The sequence below is a fragment of the Xanthomonas sp. NCPPB 3569 genome, assembly GCF_041475645.2.
In the GTDB taxonomy this organism is placed as follows: Bacteria; Pseudomonadota; Gammaproteobacteria; order Xanthomonadales; family Xanthomonadaceae; genus Xanthomonas; species Xanthomonas phaseoli.
Genome location: NZ_CM192969.1, coordinates 796,597 through 822,316, shown reverse-complemented (window position 1 = coordinate 822,316; position 25,720 = coordinate 796,597). Strand labels below are relative to the sequence as shown.

The 25,720-nt window shown below is 64.8% G+C and carries 22 protein-coding genes, 1 other RNA gene and 5 pseudogenes; 13 read left to right on the top strand and 15 right to left on the bottom strand.

What is annotated here, in order from left to right; translation table 11 throughout:
- Positions 1-63: 63 nt before the first annotated feature.
- The 3 genes from ACCQ03_RS03455 (at position 64) to ACCQ03_RS03445 (ending at position 2,750) form a co-directional block, all read left to right on the top strand.
- Positions 64-1,035, top strand: coding sequence for an IS5 family transposase (locus ACCQ03_RS03455; RefSeq protein WP_150147813.1), 972 nt, complete (start codon positions 64-66; stop codon positions 1,033-1,035).
- Between the two features lie 85 nt (positions 1,036-1,120).
- Positions 1,121-1,993 (top strand): class I SAM-dependent methyltransferase, encoded by an 873-nt coding sequence (locus ACCQ03_RS03450; protein ID WP_209228343.1) that lies wholly within the window; start codon positions 1,121-1,123, stop codon positions 1,991-1,993.
- A gap of 205 nt (positions 1,994-2,198) precedes the next feature.
- A complete protein-coding gene (locus tag ACCQ03_RS03445) occupies positions 2,199-2,750 on the top strand; it encodes a hypothetical protein (RefSeq protein WP_209227622.1) in 552 nt (183 codons plus the stop codon).
- 226 nt (positions 2,751-2,976) lie between these two features.
- On the opposite strand, the gene ACCQ03_RS03440 is transcribed toward ACCQ03_RS03445, so the two are convergent.
- From ACCQ03_RS03440 to ACCQ03_RS03425, 4 genes are all read right to left on the bottom strand, one after another.
- Positions 2,977-3,171, bottom strand: a complete 195-nt coding sequence (locus ACCQ03_RS03440; RefSeq protein WP_057680033.1) for a hypothetical protein — start codon at positions 3,169-3,171, stop codon at positions 2,977-2,979.
- 360 nt (positions 3,172-3,531) lie between these two features.
- Positions 3,532-4,431 carry an NAD(P)/FAD-dependent oxidoreductase gene (locus tag ACCQ03_RS03435; protein WP_057680032.1) on the bottom strand — a complete coding sequence of 300 codons (900 nt, stop codon included), beginning with the start codon at positions 4,429-4,431 and terminating at the stop codon, positions 3,532-3,534.
- Between the two features lie 102 nt (positions 4,432-4,533).
- Positions 4,534-5,055 (bottom strand): Rrf2 family transcriptional regulator, encoded by a 522-nt coding sequence (locus ACCQ03_RS03430; RefSeq protein ID WP_017159129.1) that lies wholly within the window; start codon positions 5,053-5,055, stop codon positions 4,534-4,536.
- Between the two features lie 61 nt (positions 5,056-5,116).
- A complete protein-coding gene (locus ACCQ03_RS03425) occupies positions 5,117-6,991 on the bottom strand; it encodes a GGDEF domain-containing protein (protein WP_209227620.1) in 1,875 nt (624 codons plus the stop codon).
- 505 nt (positions 6,992-7,496) lie between these two features.
- Between ACCQ03_RS03425 and ACCQ03_RS03420 the strand changes: the two genes are divergently transcribed.
- On the top strand, positions 7,497-8,588 hold the full coding sequence (locus ACCQ03_RS03420) for a DUF1615 domain-containing protein (protein WP_057687034.1): 1,092 nt from the start codon (positions 7,497-7,499) through the stop codon (positions 8,586-8,588).
- A 41-nt stretch (positions 8,589-8,629) separates the two neighbouring features.
- On the opposite strand, the gene ACCQ03_RS03415 is transcribed toward ACCQ03_RS03420, so the two are convergent.
- Complete coding sequence (locus ACCQ03_RS03415; protein WP_057680123.1) at positions 8,630-10,063, bottom strand: GAD-like domain-containing protein; 1,434 nt, start codon at positions 10,061-10,063, stop codon at positions 8,630-8,632.
- Positions 10,064-10,463: 400 nt separating this feature from the next.
- On the opposite strand from ACCQ03_RS03415, the gene ACCQ03_RS03410 reads away from it, so the two are divergent.
- Positions 10,464-12,791 carry a S9 family peptidase gene (locus ACCQ03_RS03410; protein WP_209227618.1) on the top strand — a complete coding sequence of 776 codons (2,328 nt, stop codon included), beginning with the start codon at positions 10,464-10,466 and terminating at the stop codon, positions 12,789-12,791.
- Between the two features lie 44 nt (positions 12,792-12,835).
- On the opposite strand, the pseudogene ACCQ03_RS03405 reads toward ACCQ03_RS03410, so the two are convergent.
- Together ACCQ03_RS03405 and ACCQ03_RS03400 are read right to left on the bottom strand one after the other, a co-directional pair.
- Positions 12,836-13,148, bottom strand: a pseudogene (locus ACCQ03_RS03405) (alpha/beta hydrolase family protein).
- A 47-nt stretch (positions 13,149-13,195) separates the two neighbouring features.
- Positions 13,196-13,451, bottom strand: a pseudogene (locus ACCQ03_RS03400) (DUF3817 domain-containing protein).
- Between the two features lie 55 nt (positions 13,452-13,506).
- On the opposite strand from ACCQ03_RS03400, the gene ACCQ03_RS03395 reads away from it, so the two are divergent.
- Positions 13,507-13,582, top strand: a non-coding RNA gene (locus tag ACCQ03_RS03395) — sX9 sRNA.
- 10 nt (positions 13,583-13,592) lie between these two features.
- Here the strand turns inward: ACCQ03_RS03395 and ACCQ03_RS03390 are convergent.
- A pseudogene (locus tag ACCQ03_RS03390) lies at positions 13,593-13,673 on the bottom strand (DUF3817 domain-containing protein); the annotation flags it as partial.
- A gap of 210 nt (positions 13,674-13,883) precedes the next feature.
- Here ACCQ03_RS03390 and ACCQ03_RS03385 point away from each other — a divergent pair.
- The 3 genes and pseudogenes from ACCQ03_RS03385 to ACCQ03_RS03375 all read left to right on the top strand — a co-directional run bounded on the left by ACCQ03_RS03385 (position 13,884) and on the right by ACCQ03_RS03375 (position 15,629).
- Positions 13,884-14,519, top strand: coding sequence for a YiiX/YebB-like N1pC/P60 family cysteine hydrolase (locus tag ACCQ03_RS03385; protein WP_209227616.1), 636 nt, complete (start codon positions 13,884-13,886; stop codon positions 14,517-14,519).
- A gap of 30 nt (positions 14,520-14,549) precedes the next feature.
- Positions 14,550-14,913: pseudogene (locus ACCQ03_RS03380) on the top strand (alpha/beta hydrolase); the annotation flags it as partial.
- 254 nt (positions 14,914-15,167) lie between these two features.
- Positions 15,168-15,629, top strand: a complete 462-nt coding sequence (locus tag ACCQ03_RS03375) for a DUF4126 family protein (RefSeq protein WP_057679134.1) — start codon at positions 15,168-15,170, stop codon at positions 15,627-15,629.
- Positions 15,630-15,775: 146 nt separating this feature from the next.
- On the opposite strand, the gene ACCQ03_RS03370 is transcribed toward ACCQ03_RS03375, so the two are convergent.
- The 3 genes from ACCQ03_RS03370 to ACCQ03_RS03360 all read right to left on the bottom strand — a co-directional run bounded on the left by ACCQ03_RS03370 (position 15,776) and on the right by ACCQ03_RS03360 (position 18,158).
- Positions 15,776-16,171 (bottom strand): VOC family protein, encoded by a 396-nt coding sequence (locus ACCQ03_RS03370; protein ID WP_057679135.1) that lies wholly within the window; start codon positions 16,169-16,171, stop codon positions 15,776-15,778.
- 73 nt (positions 16,172-16,244) lie between these two features.
- Positions 16,245-17,219: a glutathione S-transferase family protein gene (locus tag ACCQ03_RS03365; RefSeq protein WP_057679136.1), complete on the bottom strand. Its 975-nt coding sequence runs from the start codon at positions 17,217-17,219 to the stop codon at positions 16,245-16,247.
- 159 nt (positions 17,220-17,378) lie between these two features.
- Entirely contained in the window at positions 17,379-18,158 is a 780-nt protein-coding gene (locus tag ACCQ03_RS03360; protein WP_057679137.1) for an SPFH domain-containing protein, read from the bottom strand.
- 359 nt (positions 18,159-18,517) lie between these two features.
- On the opposite strand from ACCQ03_RS03360, the gene ACCQ03_RS03355 reads away from it, so the two are divergent.
- Positions 18,518-20,104, top strand: coding sequence for an SDR family NAD(P)-dependent oxidoreductase (locus ACCQ03_RS03355; protein WP_150145487.1), 1,587 nt, complete (start codon positions 18,518-18,520; stop codon positions 20,102-20,104).
- 88 nt (positions 20,105-20,192) lie between these two features.
- On the opposite strand, the gene ACCQ03_RS03350 is transcribed toward ACCQ03_RS03355, so the two are convergent.
- The gene (locus ACCQ03_RS03350; protein WP_057679138.1) at positions 20,193-20,504 is read right to left on the bottom strand and encodes a hypothetical protein; all 312 of its coding nucleotides are present in this window, start codon (positions 20,502-20,504) and stop codon (positions 20,193-20,195) included.
- A gap of 302 nt (positions 20,505-20,806) precedes the next feature.
- Between ACCQ03_RS03350 and ACCQ03_RS03345 the strand changes: the two are divergent.
- A pseudogene (locus ACCQ03_RS03345) lies at positions 20,807-21,916 on the top strand (hypothetical protein); the annotation flags it as partial.
- Positions 21,917-21,958: 42 nt separating this feature from the next.
- Complete coding sequence (locus ACCQ03_RS03340; RefSeq protein WP_017155525.1) at positions 21,959-22,303, top strand: hypothetical protein; 345 nt, start codon at positions 21,959-21,961, stop codon at positions 22,301-22,303.
- On the opposite strand, the gene ACCQ03_RS03335 is transcribed toward ACCQ03_RS03340, so the two are convergent.
- Both ACCQ03_RS03335 and ACCQ03_RS03330 read right to left on the bottom strand, forming a co-directional pair.
- Positions 22,272-22,583, bottom strand: coding sequence for a hypothetical protein (locus tag ACCQ03_RS03335; RefSeq protein WP_150145485.1), 312 nt, complete (start codon positions 22,581-22,583; stop codon positions 22,272-22,274). The genes ACCQ03_RS03340 and ACCQ03_RS03335 overlap by 32 nt on opposite strands.
- A gap of 273 nt (positions 22,584-22,856) precedes the next feature.
- Entirely contained in the window at positions 22,857-23,801 is a 945-nt protein-coding gene (locus ACCQ03_RS03330; protein WP_057679140.1) for an AraC family transcriptional regulator, read from the bottom strand.
- 50 nt (positions 23,802-23,851) lie between these two features.
- On the opposite strand from ACCQ03_RS03330, the gene ACCQ03_RS03325 reads away from it, so the two are divergent.
- Positions 23,852-24,586 carry an SDR family oxidoreductase gene (locus tag ACCQ03_RS03325; RefSeq protein ID WP_209227614.1) on the top strand — a complete coding sequence of 245 codons (735 nt, stop codon included), beginning with the start codon at positions 23,852-23,854 and terminating at the stop codon, positions 24,584-24,586.
- A 126-nt stretch (positions 24,587-24,712) separates the two neighbouring features.
- Here the strand turns inward: ACCQ03_RS03325 and ACCQ03_RS03320 are convergent, their stop codons facing one another.
- Positions 24,713-25,684, bottom strand: a complete 972-nt coding sequence (locus ACCQ03_RS03320) for an IS5 family transposase (RefSeq protein ID WP_150147813.1) — start codon at positions 25,682-25,684, stop codon at positions 24,713-24,715.
- Positions 25,685-25,720 lie beyond the last annotated feature (36 nt).

Below are 25,720 nucleotides of genomic sequence, written 5' to 3'. Positions count from 1 at the left end.
GAAACTCTGAACAATCCATCGTGATCTGCCACAATCGATCAACGACCCGAGTAGACGATTTCGATGCAGCTGACCTTCGGCGACGCGGAGTACAACGGCAAGCGCAAGCGGACGCGGCGTGAGGTGTTCTTGGCCGAGATGGACCAGGTCGTGCCGTGGAAGGACCTGCTGGCGCTGATCGAGCCGCACTACCCGAAGTCGGGGCAGCCGGGGCGACAGCCGTATCGGCTGGAGACCATGCTGCGCATCCACTTTTTGCAGCAGTGGTATGCACTGAGCGATCCATCGGCGGAAGAAGCGCTGTACGACACGGTGTCGATGCGCCGTTTCGCCAAGATCGGCGGGCTGGATGAGGTGCCGGACGAGACGACGATTCTCAACTTCCGCCATCTGTTGGAGCAGCACGATTTGGCGCGCAAGCTGTTCAATCGGGTCAACGCGCACCTGTCGCGCAAGGGGCAGAGCTTGCGCGGCGGGACGATCGTGGACGCCACGATCATCGCTGCGCCCAGCTCGACCAAGAACAAGGATGGCGAGCGCGATCCGGAGATGCACCAAACCAAGAAGGGCAACCAGTACTACTTCGGGATGAAGGCGCACATCGGGGTGGACGATGACTCCGGGCTGGTGCACCACGTGGAGTGCACGGCGGCCAACGTGGCCGATATCACACAAGCGCACAAGCTGCTGCACGGCAAGGAGGACACGCTGTGCGCGGACAGCGGCTACACCGGGCTTGAGAAACGCGAGGAGATGAAGCGCAAGCGCAAACTGCGCTACCTGATCGCGGAGAAGCCCTCGAAGCTGAAGCAGATTAAGAACAAGCGCGAACTGAAGTTGGCCAAGCGCTGGGAGCACACAAAAGCCAGCCTGCGTGCAAAGGTGGAACACCCGTTTCGGGTGATCAAGCGCCAGTTTGGCTACGTCAAGGTGCGCTATCGCGGTTTGGCGAAGAACACCGCACAGATGCTGATGCTGTTTGCGCTGTCGAATCTGTGGCTGAAGCGCAAAGAGTTCATTACCGCCGCGGGGTAGGTGCGCCCGTAATCGGGACGATACCCCGAAAAAGCGCCAAAAACGGCGAAAAACCGAGGATCTGAGCGCGGTCACCGCGACCGATATGGCTTACCACATCCTCCGATCGCGTTGTTCAGACCTTCCCTTACTCGTTCTCGCCGATGCCCAAGCGCTGCTTGCCGCGCGCGGCAGTGGTCTGGCTTACTGGACCGGCTCGCTCGACCTGGGCCGCAGCACCGACACCGCCCAGCTCGATGCACAGACCTGGCAATGGCGCGGCCGCGGTTATCCCTATCCGGGCAAGCTCAAGGAGCGCACGCTGTACTTCTGGGATGGCGAGGATTTCGCGCCGATCTCGCGCTACAGCGGCGCATTGATCAAGCTGGTGCCGACCGAATGGGGCGCGCCCACGTTCGAGATCGATGGCATCAAGATGCTGCCCTCGGCGCAGCTGTCGCCGTTCGAGGATGCGCGGCGCAAGGTGGCGCTGGTGGACCCGCGCGGCAAGAGCGTGCTGGACACCTGCGGCGGGCTGGGCTACTTCGCCGCCTGCTGCCTGGAGGCCGGGGTCGCGCAGCTGCGCTCGTTCGAAAAGAATGCCGACGTGCTGTGGCTGCGCACGCTCAACCCGTGGTCGCCGGATCCGGAGGGCGCTGCTGCCGGCGGGCGCCTGCAGCTGACCCATGCCGATATTGCGCAGCACATCGTCACGCTGGCCGACGATTCGGTCGATGCCATCCTGCATGACCCGCCCCGCTTCGGCATTGCTGGCGAGCTGTATTCGCAGGTCTTCTATGATCAGCTGGCACGCGTGCTGCGCCGAGGCGGGCGGCTGTTTCACTACACCGGCGCGCCCAACAAGCTCACCAGTGGGCGCGATGTGCCCAACGAAGTGAGCAAGCGTCTGGCCAAGGCCGGCTTCACCACGCAACTTGCCCTGGATGGCGTGCTGGCGAACTTGCCGGCACGGCGCTGAATGGTGCCTCCGTGCCATTGACGCTGGCGACACGCTCCGTGCGATCACCGAGCGGCAGATGCAAGGCAGCGTGCACTCACAGCACGCATGCGCACTGCATGATCACGCGAAGCGTGCGCGAGGCCAGCATGACGGGTGCCGCGGCAGTTGCAGCGTGCCGCCGAAGGGATCTGCGATACTGCCGCGCCCTCGACATGGATGTTGCATGCGCGCCCACGTGATCATTGCCCTGCTGGTTTCGCTCTTGCTGGTCACTGCGGCACCAGCACACGCGCAGACGGCATCGGTAACGGCAAGCGCACCATCGCAGCCGATGTCGGAAGTGACCACGCGCTATCCGGTGACTACCGCAACGGTGGGCGGGCGTGTGATCCACCTGGGCGAACACCAGGGCAAGTGCGCGGTAGTGCGCGATGACGAGGTCGTTGTGCTGGGCATCGGCGCACCTTGCTACTTCAGCACCGATCGTCGGCATGCCGCGCAGGTCCATCGCTTCCATGGCAGCGACGTCGTGCTGGTACAGCATGCGCATCCGACGTCGCGACCGGACTGGGACGTGGCCGTCTACGGGCCCATCTGCGCCTTCGAAGCGCAAGCGGTACGCGAGATCGGCGGCGTGCTGGAACCCGGCGGTGTCGCCGGCTCCTGGCATTGCGACCCGACCGCAGGGGCCGACCAGAAGCAGTTCGTCTCTAGCTACGACACCTGGCCCAGGCACGCTGCGCGGCGACCTGCGCGCAAGCAACAAGCGCATTGATCGTTGTGCGGGCGCCGTGGGAGCGGCACGAATCTGGCCTGTGTTGGTCAGCGCGCGTTCGCAATACGCCTTTCGCGCTGCACACCAGCGATTGCACGTTGCATGCGATTGCCTGGCACCGCCGCCTCAACTGCTGCGTATCGAATGGATAGGCGTCGCATGATCGGCGGCAAGGCACACGCCGGGCCATGAAGCACGAAAACTGCAATCGCCACCAACCGTGCCATCACCGCAAGTGACGGCGCGCCCTCCAACCCGCATATGCAAACCCGCCGACGATCACCAACGGCACGCAGCTCAGCAGCGCATCCCAGCCCACAGCAATCCAGAAGCGATGCGGGTCGCTGTCCACCAGGAAGATCCGTGCCGGCCGGCCACGTATCACGTTGACATAGCGTCCTTCGAAGACTGCCTCACCCAATAGCCAAAAACGTCCGCAACATGCGATCACCGCGATACCGACCACGCCGCGCACTAGCCAGTCGGTCAGGCGTGAACTCTTGCGTTCAGAGGCCGGCAGCGATGATCGACGAAGTTTTTTCAAGCATGAAGTTGGATCGACATGGCAGTGAAGTTTACGCCGCGCAACGTCAGACCGGCCAACTTCTGCGCGGTCGTCAGATGGGCGTCGCGGTCGTCGCCACCGGCTGTATCTCTCTCGCACTCTGGTGTTCGCCGGGTACAAGATTCCAATGCAGAACCTGCGTCGGTTAACGATGCGGCGCCGGGTAGCATCCCGCAGACCAAGCGGCGTGCGGGGCGATCACCACGCACGCAGCGGTCAGCTACCCAGGCCGAAGATCAAGCTGCGATGCGTTGCGACGCCAGCTATCGCGCCGCTGGCTGCCGCCAACACCACCGATGCGGCCGGGTTTGCGATATCGCCACAGGCAAATATGCCCGGCACTGTCGTCGCCTGCATTGCGTCCACGGCCACAAGGCGACCGAATGGCCCATCGCTGGTGGCACATCCAAGCTGCGTCACTAACGGACTGATCTGGGTCTGGGTGGTGATGAATACCCCGTCCAATGCGAACCTCTGGCCGTCGTGCAGCACCAGCTCCAGCGTGTCGCCCTCGCCTTGCAGCGCCGCCACTGCGCCAGCCACCACACGCACCGCGCGTGCCTCCAGCTGGGCCCGCTGGGCTTCATCGGGCACCAGCGCGTCGTTCAAGAACAGCCAGGTGGCGCCCCAATCCGGCAGCATGGCGGCTTGATGCGCGGCAAGCGCGGAGGTCGCGATCACACCGATGCGCCCCTGCTGCAGTTCGTAGCCATGGCAATACGGACACACGAACACCTGCCTGCCCCAACGTTCGGCCAGACCGGCCAGCGCAGGGAGGCGATCGACCACCCCCATGGCCAGAATCAGCCGCCGGGCCGCATGCACGCTGCCGTCGGCAAAGACGACCTCGAACCCATCTGCCTGCCCGCGGACCTGGACCACCTCGCCGTCGGCCCACTGCACGCTGGCATACGACAGCACCTGCGCGCGCGCCTCATCGGCAATGCGCGCGGGCGATGCGCCATCGCGGCCCAACAAGCCATGCGAGGTGTCGGCAAAACGATTGCGCCGCCGGCCGCTGTCCACCAGCAAGACGCGGCGTCGCGCCCGCGCCAACTGCAGGGCGGCAGATAGCCCTGCATAACTGCCGCCAATGATGATCACCTCGTACTGCATGGTCGCTCCCGGGTATCGATGTCGAATAATGTATCTTTCGATGTTACATTAATTGACAGCTGAGACACCACGGGCATCGTGCTGCGTCTCGAGTGACGCGATTCAGCGCTGCCGCGTGCGCTTGCCCGTCGCGTTGCCGCCAGATGGGGCCCTCGCGCTACACAAGGCATCGAACTCGCTCGCCAGTGCGGCAAGCGTCACCGTGCCCAGGCGCTGCAACAGCAGCGCTTCGGCGTGGGCCAGCGCATCGGCGATTGCCGCGTTGACCACTCGCTCCACCCCACATTGCGGATTCGGGTGATCGGCACCGATCGCGAACAGATGCGGGCCGCCAACCGCGCGATGCACATCCAGCAGCGTCACCTGCGCCAGATCGCAGCCGATCTGCCAACCGCCGTTGTGGCCGCGACTGGATTGCACATAGCCGGCACTGCGCAGCCCGGCCATGGTCCGGCGCACCACCACCGCATTGGTCGACAGCATGCTGGCGATCTGCTCGGAGGTCATCGGCTGCGGGCTTCTGGCCATGTGGAGCAGCACGTGCAACATGCGGGAAAGGCGGCTATCGGTGCGCATGCGGTCCTGGGTTCGTTCGATCGGTTCACGGCAACCGGTGGTCGCCATCGGCCGGCAGATTGTGCCGCAGCATCGCCTCGGTGTCCCAGCGCAGGTGCATGCACCAGGATCAGCACACCGCCCATTGATCGCGCCCAGCGGTCTTGGCGGCGTACAGCGCAAGATCGGCCTGGCTCAACAACGCATCCAGCCCGGTGTCGGCGACGATGCGCACCGCGCCCATGCAAAAGCGCACCGGTTGGTCGGGCGGCAGGCCGGCGATATCGATCGCTGCCACCGCACTGCGCAGGCGCGTAAAGACCGTGGAAATCTCCTCTTCGCCACAGCCCGGCAACACCAGCAGGAATTCTTCGCCGCCCAGGCGGCCCAGGCGGTCTTGCCCACGCAGGGCCAGCCGCGATGCATTGGCCAGCGCCTTGAGCACCGCATCGACGGTGGCGTGCCCGTACACGTCGTTGATCTGCTTGAAGTGATCCAGATCGATCAATGCCAGCATGCCTGGCGTGTGCGAGCGCAAGGCCTGCTCGATCTGCTGCTGCGCCTCGGTGCGAATGGCGCGCCGGTTGGGCAGGCCGGTGAGTTCATCGCGCATCGCCAGCCGCGATAACTGGCGCCGGTGCCGTGCGCCGAAGGCCAGCACCACCAGTGCCCCGAGCAGCAACAGGCAGGCTGCGCACAACGCGATCCACAGCGTCCGCTGGCCGGCTTCGCGCGCCTGCAGTGCCAGCTGCGCGGTCTCGCTGCGGCGGCGCAGCTCGGCCGTTTCGGCGCCGCGGCGTGCATCTTCGTAGCGCGCCTGCAAGCGCAACATCACCGTATCGCGCTGGCGGTCCAGGCTCTGCGCGCGCAGCGCATTGGCGCGTTGCAGTTCCTGGTAGGCCTCGGCATGGCGGCCTTGGAATGCAAGTGCCTGGGCGATGGCGTCGACCAATTGCGCGCGACGGTTCAAGGTCAGATTGGGATCGTCTGCGGCCTTGGCAGCGACGATTTCCGCGTCCAGGCCCTGCGCCTTCAACGCGATCAAGGCCTGCAGCAAGACGGCGTGACATGCCGCAACACGCCCGATATTGCCTTGTTGCTGCATCAGCGGCAGGGCTTCGCGGGCCATCGTCAATGCAGAAGCGGCATCGCCGGTTTCGATCAGGGCCTCGCTGGCACTGGTCAGCGCTGCAGCCACGCCCGCCTGGTCGCGCAGTTCGCGGCTGAGCGCCAATGCGCGCCTGAAATGCGGCAGCGCCGCTTCCGGTTGCCGTGTTGCCAAGGCAGTGCCGAACTCGTGTTCGACCAGACTGCGCTGAAAGCGCGCCGGCTGGTCGTGCAGGCGTGCCAGCGCACGCTGCAGGTAGTCTTCGGTTTCGTTGTCTTCGGCGGCGCGACCACCGACGCGGCTGGCCAATGCTCCCAGTTGCGTCAACGCATCCAGCTCCAGCCCCAGCAGGTTTTCGCGCGCGGCACATTGATAGCTGGCCTGCGCCGCGCTCCAGGATTCATCGCTGCTGCCGGAGGCGAGCATGCTCCACATGTCGACCGCCTCCACTTCGCACAGCAGATCGTTGCGGCCCAGCGCGCTGGCCCGTTGGCGCAGCGCTTCCAGCCGCGCCACCATGACGCGATTGGGGTTTTCGCGCACATCGCTGAGCGCCTGCACGATATCCAGCCACAGCCGTGCCTGCGGGGTGTTGCCGTGCAGCTGGTCGAGCTTTCCGCGCGCCTGCGTCAGCACCGCCTGGCGGCGTTCGCTGTCTTCCAGTGAAATAAGCACGCGTGCCTGCGCCAGCAAGGCCCAGAACTCGGCATCCACGTCGTGGTCGCGGCTTGCCCGCTGCAGTGCGCCTTGTGCGATCTGCAACGCCATCACCGGGTCGTCGATGGTCGCCGCTTCGATCGTCTTCCACGGCTGCGGCTGCGCCGACACCATGCCACTGCCCAGCAGCAAGGCGAACGCGGCGAGCCCATGCCGCCACCGGACCACGAACATGCTCATCGCGTCATCACGTCGACGACGGGCCGTAACGTGCGCACGCCAGGCCGATGCCATCTGCGCAGACGTGGCGGCTTGCTGGTTGCTGCGGCATTTCAAGCACTCCCACGGTTGGATGGCGATGGAATCCACCGAAATTTCAGGCCAAACGCCCGTCTTCCGATGTGATGCGAGCGTCATGATGACCAACGCACACGGCCGCCAACGCGATCAAGGCCCAAGCGCTCGCGTTCGTTATCGGCCCAGGCGGGCCACTCTTGAATTCGGATGACGATAGAGCGCAGCCCATCGCACCGGCGCGCAGAAGGCAACCAGACCCGCTTGATCGCTTTGCTTGGTCCATGCGCCCGACGCACCACGACAGCAACCCAACCCATCTGTCCCGATCGCCGTGGTTTCGGTATGCCAGGACATGGCAGCCTTGCGCGCCAGCGGGGTGAAGCTCCCACGGGGTGGCCGCGTAAACTGCCGCACGGCAGCTGCCGCCCCTCGATTTTCCGGAGACGCCGTGATCTCACCCCTGCCCCGCCTGCTCACGCTGCTCGCCATCGCCTTGCTGTCGGCCTGCGCCACACAGGCCCCGCGTGCCCCGCAGCGCTCGCCCGATGCGGTCAAGGCCGATATCGCGCGGCGCCTGCCGGCAACCTTGCCCGACCGCGCCGGCTGGGCCAGCGATGTGTATGTGGCGCTGTCCTCGCAGGCCTTGGACACCAGCGCCGAACACATCTGCGCAGTGCTGGCGGTGACCGAGCAGGAATCGAGCTACCAGGCCAACCCGATCGTGCCCAACCTGGGCAAGATCTCGCGTGCCGAGATCGACCGCCGCGCCAGTGCGCATCACATTCCCGGCTTCATGGTCGATGCCGCCTTGCGTCTGAATTCCCCGGATGGGCGCAGCTATGCCACGCGCATCGCTGCTGCGCGCACCGAGCAGGAACTGAGCCGCATCTTCGAAGACTTCACCGGCAGCGTGCCGCTGGGCGCGCGCCTGTTCGACGGATTCAACCCGGTGCATACCGCCGGGCCGATGCAGGTGAGCATCGCCTTCGCCGAGCAGCATGCGCAACGCTACCCCTACCCGCCTGGCGACTCGATCCGCCACGACGTCTTCAGCCGCCGTGGCGGGCTGTGGTTCGGTACGCAGCATCTGCTGGGTTATCCGGCCAACTACGACGCGCTGCTGTATCGCTTCGCCGATTTCAACGCCGGCTGGTACGCCAGCCGCAATGCCGCCTTCCAGGCCGCGCTGAGCACCGCCAGCGGCATCGCGCTAGCCCTGGACGGCGACCTGCTTACGCCGGGCGCCAGCCTGGACGCGCCCGGCAGCACCGAGCGTGCCGCACGCAGCCTGGGCAACCAGTTGGCGATGAGCGACCGCCAGCTCCGCCGCGCACTGGAGGACGGCAACAGCGCAGATTTCGCCGACTCCGACCTGTATCGCCAGGTGTTCGCGTTGGCAGAGCGCAGCGCCGGCAAGCCGCTGCCGCGTGCCGTGTTGCCCGGCATCACCCTGGAAAGCCCCAAGATCACCCGCACGCTCACCACCGCCTGGTTTGCACAGCGGGTGAACGAGCGCTGGAAGCGCTGCATGAGCAAGTAGGCGCGCGGGCTGCCGCGCCGCCGGCGCTGCGCTCTGTCGCCTCATTCGCCGCTCAGGCGACTGGTCAACACATCGCCGACCACCGGGCCATGGTCCAGCTTGCCATCGCTGCCGCGTTGATACCTGATGCCGGCACGACACGCGGCAGGGTCCATCTCCCATACCCATCCATACAGGGCGCGCCCTGTCGCTGGTGGGGAGCGTAGCGGCATGTTCATGCGCAGGCCATCGTCCTGGCCGCGGTCCAGCGTGCACATGACGGTGCCGGCGCCGTCGTCTTCGGCGTCCGGGTCGATTTCGTCCACATGGGTGATGGTGGCGATGATCGGCTCGGCATTCACCTGTTGCTGCAACACGTTTGGAAGATCGGCAAGCGGTGGCGCGGCGCGCCCGCCGGATGGCTCCTGGACGAACGCATCGGTCAGCTTCACCTTGCGGAAGTAGTACTCGCTGCGTCCGAGTGTTTTCGAGCCATCCATGGCCGTGGCCATGTCTGCCAGTTCGTCGCTGCGCAGCAGGAACATGTCGGTACCCGAGCGCATCACCAGCAGTTGCGCATCGTTGGCATCGCTACCGCTCGAATCGCGGCGCAGGCGGATGTCCAGCGTGATGTATTGATCGCCCATCTCGGTGTGCGTCACCTCGAAGCGCCCCGAATACGCACGCACATCGCAGCGTGCAAGACTGCGATGGTCGATCTTCCAAAACAGCAGGCGATACTGCCCGTCGGGCTCCAGCGCCAGCATGCGATGCCAATCGATATACGAGGACAGATACAGGCCGTGCAGGTCGTCGCTCGCCCGTGGTTGCGGGAAGATGCCCTCGAACACGGAGCGCTGCTCTGCGGGCAATGCATCGGCATTGGTGGTGGGCACATCGGCCACCGGTGCCGGGCGGTCGACAGCGTCGCGCAGCCGGGTGTGCAGCGCCAACGCATCGACCTTGGTGACCCGCAGCATCTGCATCGAGAACAGCAACTGATCGATCTCATAGACCTCGCCCGCAGCGAGCGGGCCGCACTCCTTGCGCGCGGCGGCAAGCAGGGCCGATGGGATCAGGGAATCGCAAAATGCCGCATCGCAGAGGGACTTGTTGAAGAAGTCCTCCAGGTTCCAGCTCAGATCGCCGGTGGCCTTGGAGACCGGATCCACATAGACCACGTCTTCGTCGGTGGCGGTGAGCTTGCGGTAGTACAGCAGTGCGCCGAAGGGAGTGAGCGCGATCGGAATACGCTGCACCGCGTCAGGTGGCGAGACGATCCAGCGATCCAGCACCGGCTGCCAGTGCCGCGGGTCGATCAGCGCCAATTGCATGCGTCCATAGTGCCCCAGCCCTTTTTTGCGCCATAGCTCAAGCAGGCTGGCAGGCAGCACCGGCGCATATGCGGCAATCAGATCCGTTGCGGCAGGCTGCGTCTTGCCTGGCGGATGCGCCTTGAGGAAGCGGGACAGTGCCAAGCGGCGAAACCAGGACATCGGGCGGCCTCCAGTCGACGTTGCGTGGATTCGACACCCCGCAGCGGGCCGCATGGCCTTGCAGGGACATGCGAGAAGCGTAGTGCATCGCGCACGGGTCGCGTCGCCGCGTAGTCGGTGGCTGACCGAGTCGCGACGCACGTGCCGTGGGTGTCTTCGCCCAGGACGGGGGCCGGGCTGGCCCCACGCAGTGCCGGGCCTGGGCGACCCACTGGGCAACCGCTCGATTGCCGGCCTGCTTTCTGGGCCGCGCGGTGTCCTCCCCCTAGCCGGGTGTGGCCCGCGACGGACGCCCCCACGCAGGCACGACTTCTGGCAGAGGCACCCGGCCCACGTGGCCGGTAGCATCGCACGGTCGCGCCGACCGCATTGCGCGCTCCTTTCGTCCCGGAGAGTCTTCATGCCCACCACCCCGCTGCCACCGCGGCACCTGTTCATCGCCATCGCCCTGGCCGCCCTGCCGGCACTTGCCAGCGCGCAAGCCCCTGCCGTCACCGAGGCCGACTACGCGCGCGCCGAACGGCTGATCAGCTACGCCGCACAGCCGCTGGTCGACCATGCCCTCACCCGCATCGACTGGCTGGACGCCACGCACGTGGTGTATGTCGATCACGATGCCAAGGGCAACCGGCTGCTGCAGCTGGACACCAGCACCGGCAAGACCGCACCGCTCTTCAAACAGGCGGCGCTGGTCGCTTCGCTCAACACGCTGTTGAAGACCGGCGACAAGCCGCTCAAGGCCGACACCTTCGCACCGGTGGTCAAGCGCACCGCCGATGGTCGCTACCGCCTCACCGTGCGCGACACCGCCGTGGTCTGCGATGCGCGTGCGCGTTGCAGCAAGCTGTACGCCAAGGACAAAGCGGAACCGGGCGTGCTGTCGCCGGACAAGCGCAGCGAAGCCTTCATCCGCGACTGGAACCTGTGGGTGCGCGATCTTGCCAGTGGCCAGGAAACCCAGCTCACCCACGATGGCGTGGAGAACTTCGGTTACGCCACCGATAACGCCGGCTGGCAGCACACCGACAATGCCATCGTGGCGTGGTCGCCGGACTCCCGCAAGATCGCCACCTTCCAGCAGGACCAGCGCAAGACCGGCGACATGTACCTGGTCAGCACCAAGCTTGGCCATCCGGAGCTGCAGGCCTGGAAATATCCGCTGGCCGGCGACAAGGACGTGACCATGATCGAGCGCGTCATCATCGACGTGCCCACCCGCAGCGTGCTGCGCCTGAAAACACCGTCGGACCAACATCGCTCCACGCTGTGCGACGATGTGAGTTGCTCGCCCGGCTTGTGGGACGACGTGAAGTGGGCACCGGACAGCAAGACGCTGGCGTTCGCCTCCACCTCGCGCTTCCACAAGCAGACCTGGTTGCGCATTGCCTATGCCGGCACGGGCGCGGTGCGCACAGCCTTCGACGAAACCGTCAAGACCTATTACGAAAGCGGCCAAGTCGCCGCCAACTGGGCGTACCTGCCGGCCAGCAACGAGGCCGTGTGGTTCTCCGAACGCAGCGATTGGGGCCAGCTGTATCTCTACGATCTGGCCACCGGCAAGCCCAAGCGCGCCATCACCACCGGCGAAGGCAACGTCACCGAATTGTTGCGCGTGGACCCGGTCACGCGTACCGCATGGTTTGTCGGCGTCGGCCGCAGCGCAGGCGTGGACCCGTACTACCAGCAGCTGTGGAAAGTCAGCCTGGATGGCGGCGAGCCGGTGTTGCTCACGCCCGAACCGGCCAATCACAGCATCGCGCTGTCGCCCGATGGCGCACGCTTTGTCGACACCTATTCCACCTCGGTCACGCCGCCGGTCACGTTGCTGCGCGACGCCGGCGACGGCCGCACTGTGAGCGCGATGGCCACCGCCGATATCACGCGCCTCAAGGCGGCCGGCTGGGTACCGCCGGAACCGATCACGGTAAAGGCACGCGACGGCAAGACCACGCTGTACGGATTGATGTTCAAGCCCAGCAACTTCGACCCCACGCGCACGTATCCGGTCATCGACTACGTCTACCCGGGCCCGCAAACCGGCTCGGTGCGCGGGCGCAGCTTCCTGGCCGGCCACGGCGACAACCAGTCGCTGGCCGAACTGGGCTTCATCGTGGTCGCCATCGATGGCATGGGCACGCCGTGGCGCTCCAAGACCTTCCACGACACCTGGTACGCCGACATGGGCGACAACACCTTGCCCGACCAGGTCGCCGGCTTGAAGGAGCTGGGTCGGCGCTATCCCTGGATCGATCTGGATCGCGTCGGCATCTGGGGCCATTCCGGCGGCGGCAACGCCTCGACCGGCGCGATGCTGCGCTATCCGGATTTCTTCAAGGTCGCCTGGTCGGAAAGCGGCAACCACGACAATCGCGGCTACGAAGACGATTGGGCCGAGAAGTATCACGGCGAGCACATCGTCAACAAGGATGGCACTTCCAACTACGACGATCAGGCCAACGCCAACCACGCCAGCAAACTCAAGGGCCGGCTGATGCTGGTGCACGGTACCCTGGACGACAACGTGCCGCCGTACCTCACCTTGCTGGTGGCCGATGCCTTGATCAAGGCCAACAAGGACTTCGACATGCTGATGCTGCCCAACGCCAAGCACGGCTACGGCGATCTCACCCCGTACGTCACCCGCCGTCGCTGGGATTACTTCGTGCAGTACCTGCTCGGTGCGACCCCGCCGGCGCAGTACCAGATGAAGCCGATGCCGGCCAATTGAGCGGCGTGCAGGGTGCGGCGGCCGATGCTGCGCCATGTCCGTGGCTAATGCGTCACCGCGCCAAGTTGCCGGACCACACGTGTCATCCGGGCAGACCCGGATGACACGGCGGCCACAGGCTTGGCCGTGCTGCCACTCGCTTGTCTACTCAAAAACGCCAGCACGCGCGTGGGTTCCCCGCGTCGATGCGGCTCGGTGTAGAACCCGTGGCCCTTCTTGGGGAAGTACAGAGATTCCGCCGGCACGCCGGCACCCTTGAGTGCCCGCCCCACCCATTTGGTGTGTTCGATCGGCGTGCTCCTCCTTGCCACCGGCCGCAAGAAACACCGGCAGCTTGATCCGCTTGGCCAGCGTCACCGGCCAACGTGCTGGAAGGATGCTGTGCGCGCCGAGCGCGCAATGGATCAGTGCGCAGGTTGTCGCTGGCCCAGCAAGCCAATACGCCGGAACCACATCTCCAGCGGCACCGGTCACCAGCGGTGGCAACGCCGCCAGCAGACTCAACACCCATGCCCACCACGGCCAGCGCAACCGCAAGGCGGCAATCAGACTGACCGCGACATAGAACAGGAACGCCGCGCCATGCAGGCGCCCCAACACCCAGACCACAAGCTCGGTGCTGTGCAGCCAGTACTTCAGAAACATGCCGACTAAGAGCAGCTACCAAAGCTACTGCGCAGCCGCCAGGCGGGCGCGGCCGGTGCTCGGAATCGGCATGTACCACTCGTACACTGCGGTTCCTGCGCGCCGTCCGCGCCCACCTGACGGCTGCTCGCTACGTTTTGTTAGCAGCTCTAATAATCCGGCCCAGGTCAGCCCTTCGAAAAATGCAGCCAACGCAAACAGCCGGCCGATCGGCGACAACGCAGAAGACACACGCATACAACACTCCAGACGGACAGGGTTGCCGCGACGCGATGGCGACGGCGACGCCCGCTGGCATGGCCAGTCTACAGCCCGCATCAGCAAAACCCAGGCCCAAGGACTGGCAAGCACCTGCATGTCGGTGCTCGATGTGGGTGACGACAAGCGGACCACGCGTCGGTTGGCGCCCCAAGCCCACATGCAAGCGATAATGTCGGCCCCTTTGTCATGAAGCCTCGCATCATGCGCATCGCACCGCTGTTGTTACTGCTCATCGCCCTACTGCCCGCCACGGCGCTGGCTCTGAAGGTGCACGATGGCTATCTGCTGTTCGTCACCGCGGCGCGCACCGGCCTCAGTGGCGCCATCGACGATGCAACTGGCGTACAGGGCCAACCCAGTTTCGACCATGTCGCGCTGGTGGCGCATGCAGGCGATGCGGCAGTGGTCCTGCACGCCGACGAGCACGGCTCGCGCGAGCAACCACTGCAGGCATTCATCGACGAGGCCACCGCCAAGCAGCGGCAGATCGTCGTGTACCGGCTGGGCCGCGCGCATCGCCCTGCGATTCCCGATGCCATCGCCCAGGCACGGCGCATGCTCGGCAAGCCGTATAACGATACTTACGTGCAGAACGACAACAGCTATTACTGCTCGGATTTCATCGAGCGCGCCTTCCGCGCGCATCACGTGTTTGCCCTGCAACCGATGAACTTCAAGAACCTGCAGACCGGCAAGATCTCACCGTACTGGATCGATTTCTACCGCAGCAAGGGCATGCCCGTGCCACAAGACATGCCAGGCACCAACCCGAACGACATCGCCAAGACACCTGCGTTAAGTGCGATCGGGCGGCTGAACTGAAGGCTCTGTGCCGATCTTGTTGCTCGGTGCGGATCACCTCGCCTGTTGAGCAGCCCGAACATGTTTCCGGCGACATCCTGGGCAGCCCGTCGGATTGGCATGGCGAACATGCCATCGCGGCGCAGGAAAAACCTTTGCCGCCGCGCATGGCGATTTGCCGGCCCCGGTGTGCATGCACATCGGCGAGTACGAACAAGCACGCTATCGCCAGACGAAGACAGCGTCATCGACACCAGAACATGGCGCATGCGTTGCGGGCGCGTGGCGATCCGTCGTTGCATCTCACGCTTGAGATTTCCACGATGAGGATCACCGGAACATCGGGCCACTTGGCATCACCCACGGCTTGAAGGTGCTACTCGGGCGCAAGGCGGCCGACCTGGGCGGGCGCTGACGCAAGGCGTACCGCCTGGAGATTGAAGCGCCAAGGCGATGGCATGCAGCTCAGAGGTGAGCCACCAACACCACACGTTGCTGCGGCAGCGTGTTGCCCGCGGCAGCCACCGGCATGCGAGCACAACCGATGCGCGGCGTGCACAACATCTTGCCAACTCCCACACACGCCCCGCCCTAGTCTGCGCAGATCGACAACAGCGTGCCACGCGCAGGCATCTCGCCTGCGATGGTCGAGCACATGCAGAGGTGCACATGGCTTTGATCCACTCCATCCTGATGAGCGCCGTTGCCGGCATGCGCTCGATGACGCCGCTGGCCGCCGTCGCCAATGCTGCACGCACCGGCAAGCTGCCTGCCGACAATGGCGCGCCCGCCTTGCTCGCCAATCCACTGGCGTCGGCCGGCATGCTGGCATTGGCTGGCGGCGAGCTGGCCGGCGACAAGATGAAGACCGCTCCCGACCGCATCGTGCTGCCTGGCATGATCGCCCGCATTGCCACCGGTGTGATCGTCGGCACGGCATTGGCGCCGCGCCAACAACGTGGCATCGCTGCGCTACTTGGCGCGACGACCGCGGTTGCCGCCGCTTATCTCACCTTCAATGCGCGGATGCACGCGATCGAGCGCTATGGCCAAACCAGCACCGGCGTCGTCGAAGACGCGATCACGGTGGGTGCGGCGACGCTGATCATGCGCGATGCGGCCAAGCGATAACGCATCTCCATTGGCTCACGCGCGGTGCCTAACGGCCTGCCACTGGTTGCGCAGGCCATGGCCGCACAGCGCTTGGGCGCCATCTTGAGCGCGCGGGTCACCAACCAGCCAGCGATGCCTGCGACAAACTGCGCCACACGCCACGTTCACGCCGGGCGATAGATCGCACACAGCTTGTTTCCATCGGGGTCGCGCACGTAGGCCAACCACGTCGGACCCATGCTGCTCTCACGCAGACCGGGCGGTTTTTCGATGGAGATGCCGCCGGCAGCGACCGCGCTGTCGTGGAAGTGCTGCACTTGTTCCGGCGAGTCGCACTTGAAGCCAACCGTTGCACCGTTGCCCGGGCTGGCGGGTTCGTCGTTGATCGGCTCGCTCACACAAAAGGTGCTGCCCGCATGCCGGTAGAACAGGCGCGTATGCCCACTCGCTGCCTGATTGACGAACGGCGCAGGCGCACCGAAGACGCCTCCCAGCAATGCATCGTAGAACGCTCGCGCACGCGCGATATCGTTCGTTCCTACCACGACATGATTGAGCATGACGTCGCCCTATTGATTGCGTGGGTGCGCAGCATACGCCACTGCACCGGCCGCGCCATGTCGACCATGCGCATCAGCCACCACGCCCATGAGGCGCATCCAGATCCAGTCGCGGCCCCCTCGGGACGATACCGGTGGGGTTGATGGTGTCGTGGCTCTGGTAGTAATGACCCTTGATGTGCTGGAAGTTCACGGTGTCGGCATTGCCCGGCATCTGGTAGAGCTCGCGCAAGAATCCAGACAGCTGCGGGTAGTCGGCAATGCGCCGCAGATTGCATTTGAAGTGCCCGACGTACACCGCGTCGAACCGCACCAGCGTGGTGAACAGGCGCCAATCGGCTTCGGTGAGCCGGTCGCCGCAAAGATAGCGTTGTGTGCGCAAACGCGCCTCCAGCCAGTCCAGGCTTTCGAACAACGGCACCACCGCCTCTTCATAGGCCGCCTGGGTGGTCGCAAAGCCCGCCTTGTAGACGCCATTATTGACGGTGTCATAGACACGCGCGTTCACCGCATCGATCTGCGCGCGCAGCGGCTGCGGGTAAAAATCGCCCTCTGCGGCGCCAATCTGGTCGAAGGCGCTGTTGAACATGCGGATGATGTCGGCCGACTCGTTGCTGACCACGGTCTTGCGTTCGCGGTCCCACAATACCGGCACCGTGACCCGGCCCGAGTAATGCGGGTCGGCCTTGAGGTACACCTCGTACAGATACCGCGCGTGATGCTCCGTGTCGCCGACGACGCCCGGCCCATCGGCGAAGGTCCAGCCGTTCTCGCGCATCAGCCAGTGCACGATGGACACATCGATCATCGACTCCAGCCCTTTCAGGCGCCGGAAGATCAGCGTGCGATGCGCCCACGGGCAGGCAAGCGACACATACAGGTGGTAACGCCCCGGAGCGGCCTGGAACCCGCCCTGGCCATGCGGACCGGCGCTGCCATCGCGCGTGACCCAATTGCGAAACTGCGACTGCGAGCGCTCGAACCGGCCCTCGCTCTTGCTGGTGTCGTACCATCTGTCTTGCCATTGTCCATCGACCAACAGACCCATCGTGTTTTCTCCCGCCGCGACACGCGCAGGTGACCGTAGCCCACCGATGTTGCAGGCTGCGTGAGCAGCGATGGGGTGCGAGCATGGCAGGCGATCACCGTGCAAGAGTGCAGGCAGACATCACCCTGCGCTTGCGCCTGGGGCAGGCAAACGACGCACCTATCTTGCAATCACCGCAGTTCCCGACGGCACCATGTAGCACGCTTGCGCTTTCTTGCAGGCCTCGACATTGAGCTCGGCGATCTGGCTGGCCAGGTATTGCTCCGGCGTCAGCCCCATGCGGTTGCGATACGCGTTATCTGCGTCGGCCTTGGCTTCTTGCTCCTGCTCTCGCTGCCGCTCTGCGGTGGTCGCTTCCACCAGGGTCTTGACCCGCTGCTGCTGCGCGGCAGTGAGATTCATCTGTTGCAACACATCCGGATTCGGGCGTGCGCGGCCCAGGGTGATGTTCTGGATCTGGATCGGCAGGCCTTGCTCCTTGACCAAGGCGCTGACATTTTGCGTCACCGAATCGTCGATCTTCCTGGCGGTGTCGGGGTCGCTCATCATCTTGGTCATGTCGTAGCGCTTGACCTGGTCGCGCACGATGGACGCGTACTGGCTGGCAACATTGTTCTTGAACCAATCCTGCCCGAACCTGGACAACAACAGCGCCGGCGCAGTAATCCTGTATTGGATCTGGGTGGAAAAGTCCAACAGGATGTTGTCGCTGGAGGAAAAATCGTCGAACGCCACCTGCACGGTCTGCGGCGTCACGTCCACATAGGTGGCCGACGTGGTCAGCCACGTGTAAGTGCGCCCTGGGTCGCGCACATCGTCCAGGCGGATGCCGCCCTTGCCGAAAAGCATGGGCTTATCCACCAACACGGCCTGCTGCCCCGGATCGGGCGACACAACGGTGCACGCACACAGCAAGCCGGCCAGCGCGATGGCCAGCATGGAAGTCTTCATCGATGTCCCCTTGAAAGCCCGGGCGGCAATCCGCGCCGGTGTGGCGGGAGATTACCCAAACATTCGGCCAGTCGCATCCTCCGCGCAGCTTGAGGGACGTTCACCGACAGCCCGTCGCTCAAGCAGCGCCCAAGAGCGCCAGCCAAGCGCGCGCCAGCAGCCTGGCTGACCCGCTCAGCCGCCCGGATTGGCGCCAAGCGCCCACAATCGGCGAAAATGCCCGCCTGCCGACGTCCCGGCCAGCGGCCATGCGCAGCGGCGCCCTGCCCGCCCGCTCCTGTCATCGTCTTCGCCTGCTGGCTGCCGCCATCCTGTCTCCGCTGCCAGCCGCCCATTCCGGATCTGCCTTGAACACCAACGTCCCACCCGTGCCCAACGACGAGCTGCCCCTGACCGACCGCCTGCGCGCGGCCCTGGACGTGCTGGAGGCCATCGACGCCGACCGCAGCGTGCTGGATACCCTGCCCGAAGCCGACCGCGTGCGGCTGCATCAAGTGGTGGCCAAGGTCTATCACCCCGAGCCGAAGGCGCGGCGTCAGTTGCTCAAGCAGCGCGAGCGCGAGCGCCACCAGGAAAAGGTGCGCAAGGCCGAAGCGCTGCTGGAACAACGCGGTATCCGCGCGCTACGACGCAAGCCGGTGTTCAGCACGCCGAACTATTTCCCGCCGCATGCCGCCGGCCTGCACGATGCCCACAACGGCGAAAACGCTACTGCCGCGCCGGAGCCCACGCATTCGCCCGAGCTGCGCCATTGCTACGTGTGCAAGCAGAAGTTCACCGAGCTGCATCACTTCTACGACCAGATGTGCCGCACCTGTGCGGAGCTGAATTTCTTCAAGCGCACCGAAACCGCCGACCTGCGCGGGCGCGTCGCCTTGCTGACCGGCGGGCGCGTCAAGATCGGGTACCAGGCGGGTTTGAAGCTGCTGCGTGCCGGTGCCGAGTTGATCGTCACCACGCGCTTTCCGCGCGATTCGGCCGCGCGCTATGCGCAGGAGCCGGACTTCGCGCAGTGGGGTCATCGCCTGCAGGTATTCGGGTTGGACCTGCGCCATACCCCCAGCGTGGAAGCGTTCTGCAATGAACTGCTGGCCACACGCGAACGGCTGGACTTCATCATCAACAACGCCTGCCAGACCGTGCGTCGCCCGCCGCAGTTCTACGCCCACATGATGGCCGGCGAAACCGCCGCATTGCACGAATTGCCGGAGACCGTGCGCAATCTTGTCGGCCAGTACGAAGGCCTGCGCACTCCTGAGTTGCTCCGCGATGCCTCGGCCACCGCGTTGCCCGCGGTGCATGGCCGTGGGCTCGACAGCGCCGACGGCCTCACCCGTGCCGCCGAACTCTCGCAGATCGCGTTGCTGGACGACGAGCTGGTAGGCCAACAGCATCTGTTTCCTGATGGGCGCCTGGATCAGGACCTGCAGCAGGTCGATCTGCGCGGCCGCAATTCCTGGCGGCTGCTGATGGCCGAAGTGCCGTCGGTGGAGCTGTTGGAAACGCAGCTGGTCAACGCCATCGCGCCCTTCATCATCAATGCGCGGCTCAAGCCGCTGATGCTGCGCACGCCCGAACGCGACAAGCACATCGTCAACGTCTCGGCGATGGAAGGCCAGTTCTACCGCAATTTCAAGACCACGCGCCACCCGCACACCAACATGGCCAAGGCCGCGCTGAACATGATGACGCGCACCTCGGCAGCCGACTACCAGAACGACGGCATCCATATGAACAGTGTGGACACCGGCTGGGTCACCGACGAAGACCCCGCGGAAATCGCCGCGCTCAAAGTCCAGCAGGAACGCTTTCATCCACCGCTGGATATCGTCGACGGCGCCGCGCGCATCGTCGACCCGATCATCCACGGCTTCAACACCGGCGAACATGTGTGGGGCCAGTTCTTGAAGGATTACGCACCAACCGATTGGTGATTTGCACCCGGATCCAACCAATACTGCGTCAATGCGATGCGGCGCCGATTACACCTGCGTATCGGCTGCGGCATGCATCGGCTGCAGCCTATCGCCGATCCGCATCCTTGATGGCTTGCGCGCGCGCAAGCGTGTTGGTCAACGCAAGAACCTCCGGTAATTCGTGCCGAAAGGCATCTACGTGCCCGGTTCGCACCACACCTTCCACGTTTGACTGGTCGAAGATCGGGCGGCCTTCCATGTAGAAGCCATCGCGGCCCTGCACGACGAAGTGGAAGCACGATTGCCACCGTGGATCGGGACGGCCCGACAGCTCCACACTGACGTTGCTAGTCGCGCGCCCGCTATCGCCCGAGGTGACGGTCACGGTGCGCGCCGTGATCTGGTTCGCGATATTCATGCAGGCAATGATCGGCGGTCGGCCGTCGCCGCGCTGTGATCCAAGCGCCCGCGGGTGCGTTCACCAGCACGCAACCAGGCGCCCTTCACGCCATCACGACACACCACTGAAGCCGCCAATGCAGCAGCTTAAACCGATGACGGTGGTCGGCAGCATGCGCCCGACCAGCGATGGAGTACACGGGCGCCAGAGACGGACTTACATGCACTCGCGAAACGCTTCGGGCCGGCGAAGTCGTTTATCGATTGTCGGGAGCCGCTACGATATTGCCCAGTGTCGCTGACCCGCCAAGGACGTTGCCCATGTCGCAGCATGCGATCGAGGATGTGATCGAACGCGCCATCCACCTGGTCGATCGTAATGCACAGGACGCCGCGCAGCAGTCCGCGCTCATCCACGCCTTGCTTCACCTGCAGGCGCGCTACGACACCGGCCTGACCTGGTTGCGCATGCACGAGGTGTTGCTGCGCCACGGCGTGCTGGTGCGCACGCCGGTGGAGGCCATCGACGATGCAGCGCTGCGCGCCCAAGCGAGGGCTGCCAAGACATCGTGCTGGTTGGGGAGCGATCGTGGCACGGGCTATCTGCACCTGGAAAAAGACGCACCTGCGCTCTACCAGCAGACGGCAACCGGCCACGCCATGCCGGTCTCCGCCTTGTTCCGTGACGTGCTGACGCTTGCCGATCAGGCCGACGATGGCGAGTTGTTCACCGACCTCTATGGCCTGCTGGTCAACGGCTGGCTCGACGCCACATTCACCGCCGGGGACGGCCTGTCGCCGTCGCTGGACGGCTTGGTGGCCTGCGACGACCTGCAGGCGATCCGGGGCCTTGCCGCGCGGCGTGGACTCAAGCGCCGGCGTGGCGTGCCGGAGGATCTCGCACTGCCTCGCCCAAGCGACAGCCAGGCGCCTGGCGAGATCGAGCAAGACGCCGGCTTGCGCTTCTTCCTGCAGCCCAAGCGCACGCCCACCGCCTTGCTGGCCGCACGCGAAAAGACCCGCCGCCAGCTGGCACGCGTGCATGAACTGATCCCGATGCTGGTGGAGCAGCGTTTGAGCGCCGCGCTGCAGCAGGCAGGTTGGCTGGCAGTCGCCGAGCAACCCCAATGCCAATGGTGCTGGACCCGCGACCGCGACGGCAGCCGCCAGTGTCTGTGGGCCACCCACGACGCGACGTACGGTGAGTTGATCGTCCAGGCAGGCCTGCAGCACGCACGGCTGCTGGACTGGCAACAACGTACGGCCACCACACAGCTGCACGATCTGCATGTGTACGATCGCGCCGCACCGCTGCTTGGCAACCACACGCTCAACCCCGGGGACGTCGGCAACCAAGGCGGCTGGAGACTGGACCCCACTCACAGCGATGCGCAGCTGAGCAATGCCCTCGACCGCCTGGCCGCCGCCCTTCCCACCCTGGATGCGCGCTACTTCGATGCGATCGCGCAGCAGTTGTCCGGGCCGTTTTTCGATCACGACCTGGATATGGTCATGCGCATGATGGAGGAAGGCGACAGCACCGGCGCAATCGCCCAGGATGTGCTGCTTGCCAGTCCCGACAGCACATTATTGGCGTTCGTGTTCCACCATCTGGAACATGGGGACGACGCCGCTGTAGCAGCGGTGGTCGAGCGCCTGCGCGCACGCAATGACGCGCGCACACGTCTAAATGCCTGGCATCGCGGGCATCTAATCCCATTCCTTCAGCAATGGGATCAGGGGCAGCGCGATATGCCGATGCCGCCAGTGCAGCACGTCCTGCTGCTCAATCACCTGCGCGCACGCGAATCCGTTTGAGCGCGGTCGCCGCCATGCTGGGGCTTGGCACCGTTCCTTTCAAGATAGCCGAACATCTCCGCGGCCCGAACACATCCAGCAGCTGGAAGCCTTCGAACACCAGCATGCATAGCGTCAGTTGCGCTGCATCGAAGGCCACCTTGGCGCGCCGTGCGCTTGCAGGACGCGCATCGTTGCCCGTTGCGCCAGCGCAGATCATGGCCGCACTACCCAGCAGTGCGGTGCGTAGCACCAAACGGCGCGAATGGCTGGCATGGGCCTGTTTCGGTTCGTTAGACATGGCAGTTCCTCTGTGGGGGGCCAAGCGTGCGTTGGCGTCGCATGGATGAGGCCGCACTGCACCGCAAGCGTTGCGATGATGCGCGGGCCACTGTCTGCACCGCCGCGCAGTGCGCGGTGAGGCCGCCTCGCATCGGCGTTGCGGCCGCCGAGCATGCGCCACGCGCACACGTTGACGCGCGCACGACCTACTTCAACGGTTGCTTCTCCAATCAGCGCCGCAGGACAGGCAAACAAGGCTCCGGATCATCACCACAACCGGCCGCTTGCTGCGCTATGTCTCGCTCGGCCTCGTCAAGCGCTTGGGGGCCGCCCCGAACATGCGCTTGAACGCATGGCCGAACGCGCTCGGCGACTGGTAGCCGACGCGCTCGGCAACGCGGGCGATATCCAGAGCGGTTTCAGCAAGCAGCCTGTGCGCCAACAGCATGCGCCACTGCGTCAGGTAGTGGAGCGGCGCCTGCCCGACCTTCTGCGAAAAGCGCGACGAAAACGCCGAGCGCGACATGCCCACGCGCAAGGCCAGTCCGGCCACTGTCCACGCGTGAGCGACATCGCCGTGCATCAGCGCGAGTGCGGCACCGATGTGGCGATCGCCAAGTGCGCCAATCCAGCTTGTGTGCGCCTGTCTATGCGCGTGCATGTAGGCGCGAATGGCTTCCACCACCAGCACTTCGGAAAGACACGACGCGACCCGAGCGCTACCCATCCGATGCCGGCCCATTTCCGCATCGAGCAGATCCAGTGCCGTGCGCACGGCCAAGGCGGATGGCGAGACACTCTGGATCTTCATGAGTCGCGGCAGCGCATCGATCAGAAAGCCACTGTTCTCGCCGCTGAAGAGAATGCCCGCACCAAGCAGCACGGTGTCGTCGCCATCGCCCAGGCGCAGGCTCTGCTGTCCGGCATAACGCGAGACGCCATCGACAGGCGCGCGTTGCGGATCGCTCGCGACAACGTAGGGCGTATTACCGATCAGCAGCACATCGCCTTCGACAACGCGCGTGGGCGCCCGCCGTGGAAGACGGATCCAACATTCTCCGCGTACCACCGCGACCAGCTTGAGCCGATGCTTTTCCGGAAACGACAGCGCCCAATCGCCACGCGCTTCCAGGCGGTTGAGTCCGGCGCTCCTGGCGCCCAACGCAGCCAGAACCTGCGAGAGCGGGTCATCCTTGGACGATTGCGACGAAATCATGGCTGCCAAAGCATAATGCATCCAAGCCGCAGCGCTACCGTAGGTGGCATATCCACACCATGGAGCACGCAATGACGATCGAAAACAAGGTCGTGGTCATCACCGGCGCCGGTAGCGGCATGGGCCGGGCCACGGCACTTCACCTGGCCGCACTCGGCGCCAAGGTGGTCCTTGGAGCACGCCGCGAGGCGCGCATTGCCGAGGTCGCCAGGCAAATCACCCTATCCGGCGGACAGGCGGTCTACCGGCCAACCGACGTCACTGTGCACGAGGAAGTCCTGGCCTTGGCGGACCTGGCCTGCTCGCAGTTCGGGCGGCTCGACGTCATGGTCAACAATGCCGGCATCAGCCCACTGTCTCGATTCGATGCCCTGCAAGTGGAAGCATGGAACGCGATGATCGATGTCAATCTGCGCGGCGTACTCCACGGCATTGCTGCCGCGCTGCCGATCTTTGGACGCCAGCAAAGCGGCCATGTCATCAACGTGGTCTCGACAGCAGGGTTACGCATCGTGCCGACGATGGGCGTCTATGCGGCGACCAAGAACGCGGTCAGAACCATCAGCGAGGCCCTGCGCCAGGAATCCGGGCCGCACATCCGCGTCACCGAGATCTCGCCCGGCATGGTGCAATCGGAGTTGCTGGACACCGTGAGCGACCCGGCGCTGCGTCAAACCCTGCAGGCGCAGTCTGAGGCGAGCGGCATGCCCGCAGAAGCCATCGCGCGCGCCATCGCCTATGCGATCGATCAGCCAGCTGATGTCGAGATCGGCAGCCTGGTCATCCGCCCAACGGCGCAAACCTAGGGAAGGTCTGAACAACGCGATCGGAGGATGTGGTAAGCCATATCGGTCGCGGTGACCGCGCTCAGATCCTCGGTTTTTCGCCGTTTTTGGCGCTTTTTCGGGGTATCGTCCCGATTACGGGCGCACCTACCCCGCGGCGGTAATGAACTCTTTGCGCTTCAGCCACAGATTCGACAGCGCAAACAGCATCAGCATCTGTGCGGTGTTCTTCGCCAAACCGCGATAGCGCACCTTGACGTAGCCAAACTGGCGCTTGATCACCCGAAACGGGTGTTCCACCTTTGCACGCAGGCTGGCTTTTGTGTGCTCCCAGCGCTTGGCCAACTTCAGTTCGCGCTTGTTCTTAATCTGCTTCAGCTTCGAGGGCTTCTCCGCGATCAGGTAGCGCAGTTTGCGCTTGCGCTTCATCTCCTCGCGTTTCTCAAGCCCGGTGTAGCCGCTGTCCGCGCACAGCGTGTCCTCCTTGCCGTGCAGCAGCTTGTGCGCTTGTGTGATATCGGCCACGTTGGCCGCCGTGCACTCCACGTGGTGCACCAGCCCGGAGTCATCGTCCACCCCGATGTGCGCCTTCATCCCGAAGTAGTACTGGTTGCCCTTCTTGGTTTGGTGCATCTCCGGATCGCGCTCGCCATCCTTGTTCTTGGTCGAGCTGGGCGCAGCGATGATCGTGGCGTCCACGATCGTCCCGCCGCGCAAGCTCTGCCCCTTGCGCGACAGGTGCGCGTTGACCCGATTGAACAGCTTGCGCGCCAAATCGTGCTGCTCCAACAGATGGCGGAAGTTGAGAATCGTCGTCTCGTCCGGCACCTCATCCAGCCCGCCGATCTTGGCGAAACGGCGCATCGACACCGTGTCGTACAGCGCTTCTTCCGCCGATGGATCGCTCAGTGCATACCACTGCTGCAAAAAGTGGATGCGCAGCATGGTCTCCAGCCGATACGGCTGTCGCCCCGGCTGCCCCGACTTCGGGTAGTGCGGCTCGATCAGCGCCAGCAGGTCCTTCCACGGCACGACCTGGTCCATCTCGGCCAAGAACACCTCACGCCGCGTCCGCTTGCGCTTGCCGTTGTACTCCGCGTCGCCGAAGGTCAGCTGCATCGAAATCGTCTACTCGGGTCGTTGATCGATTGTGGC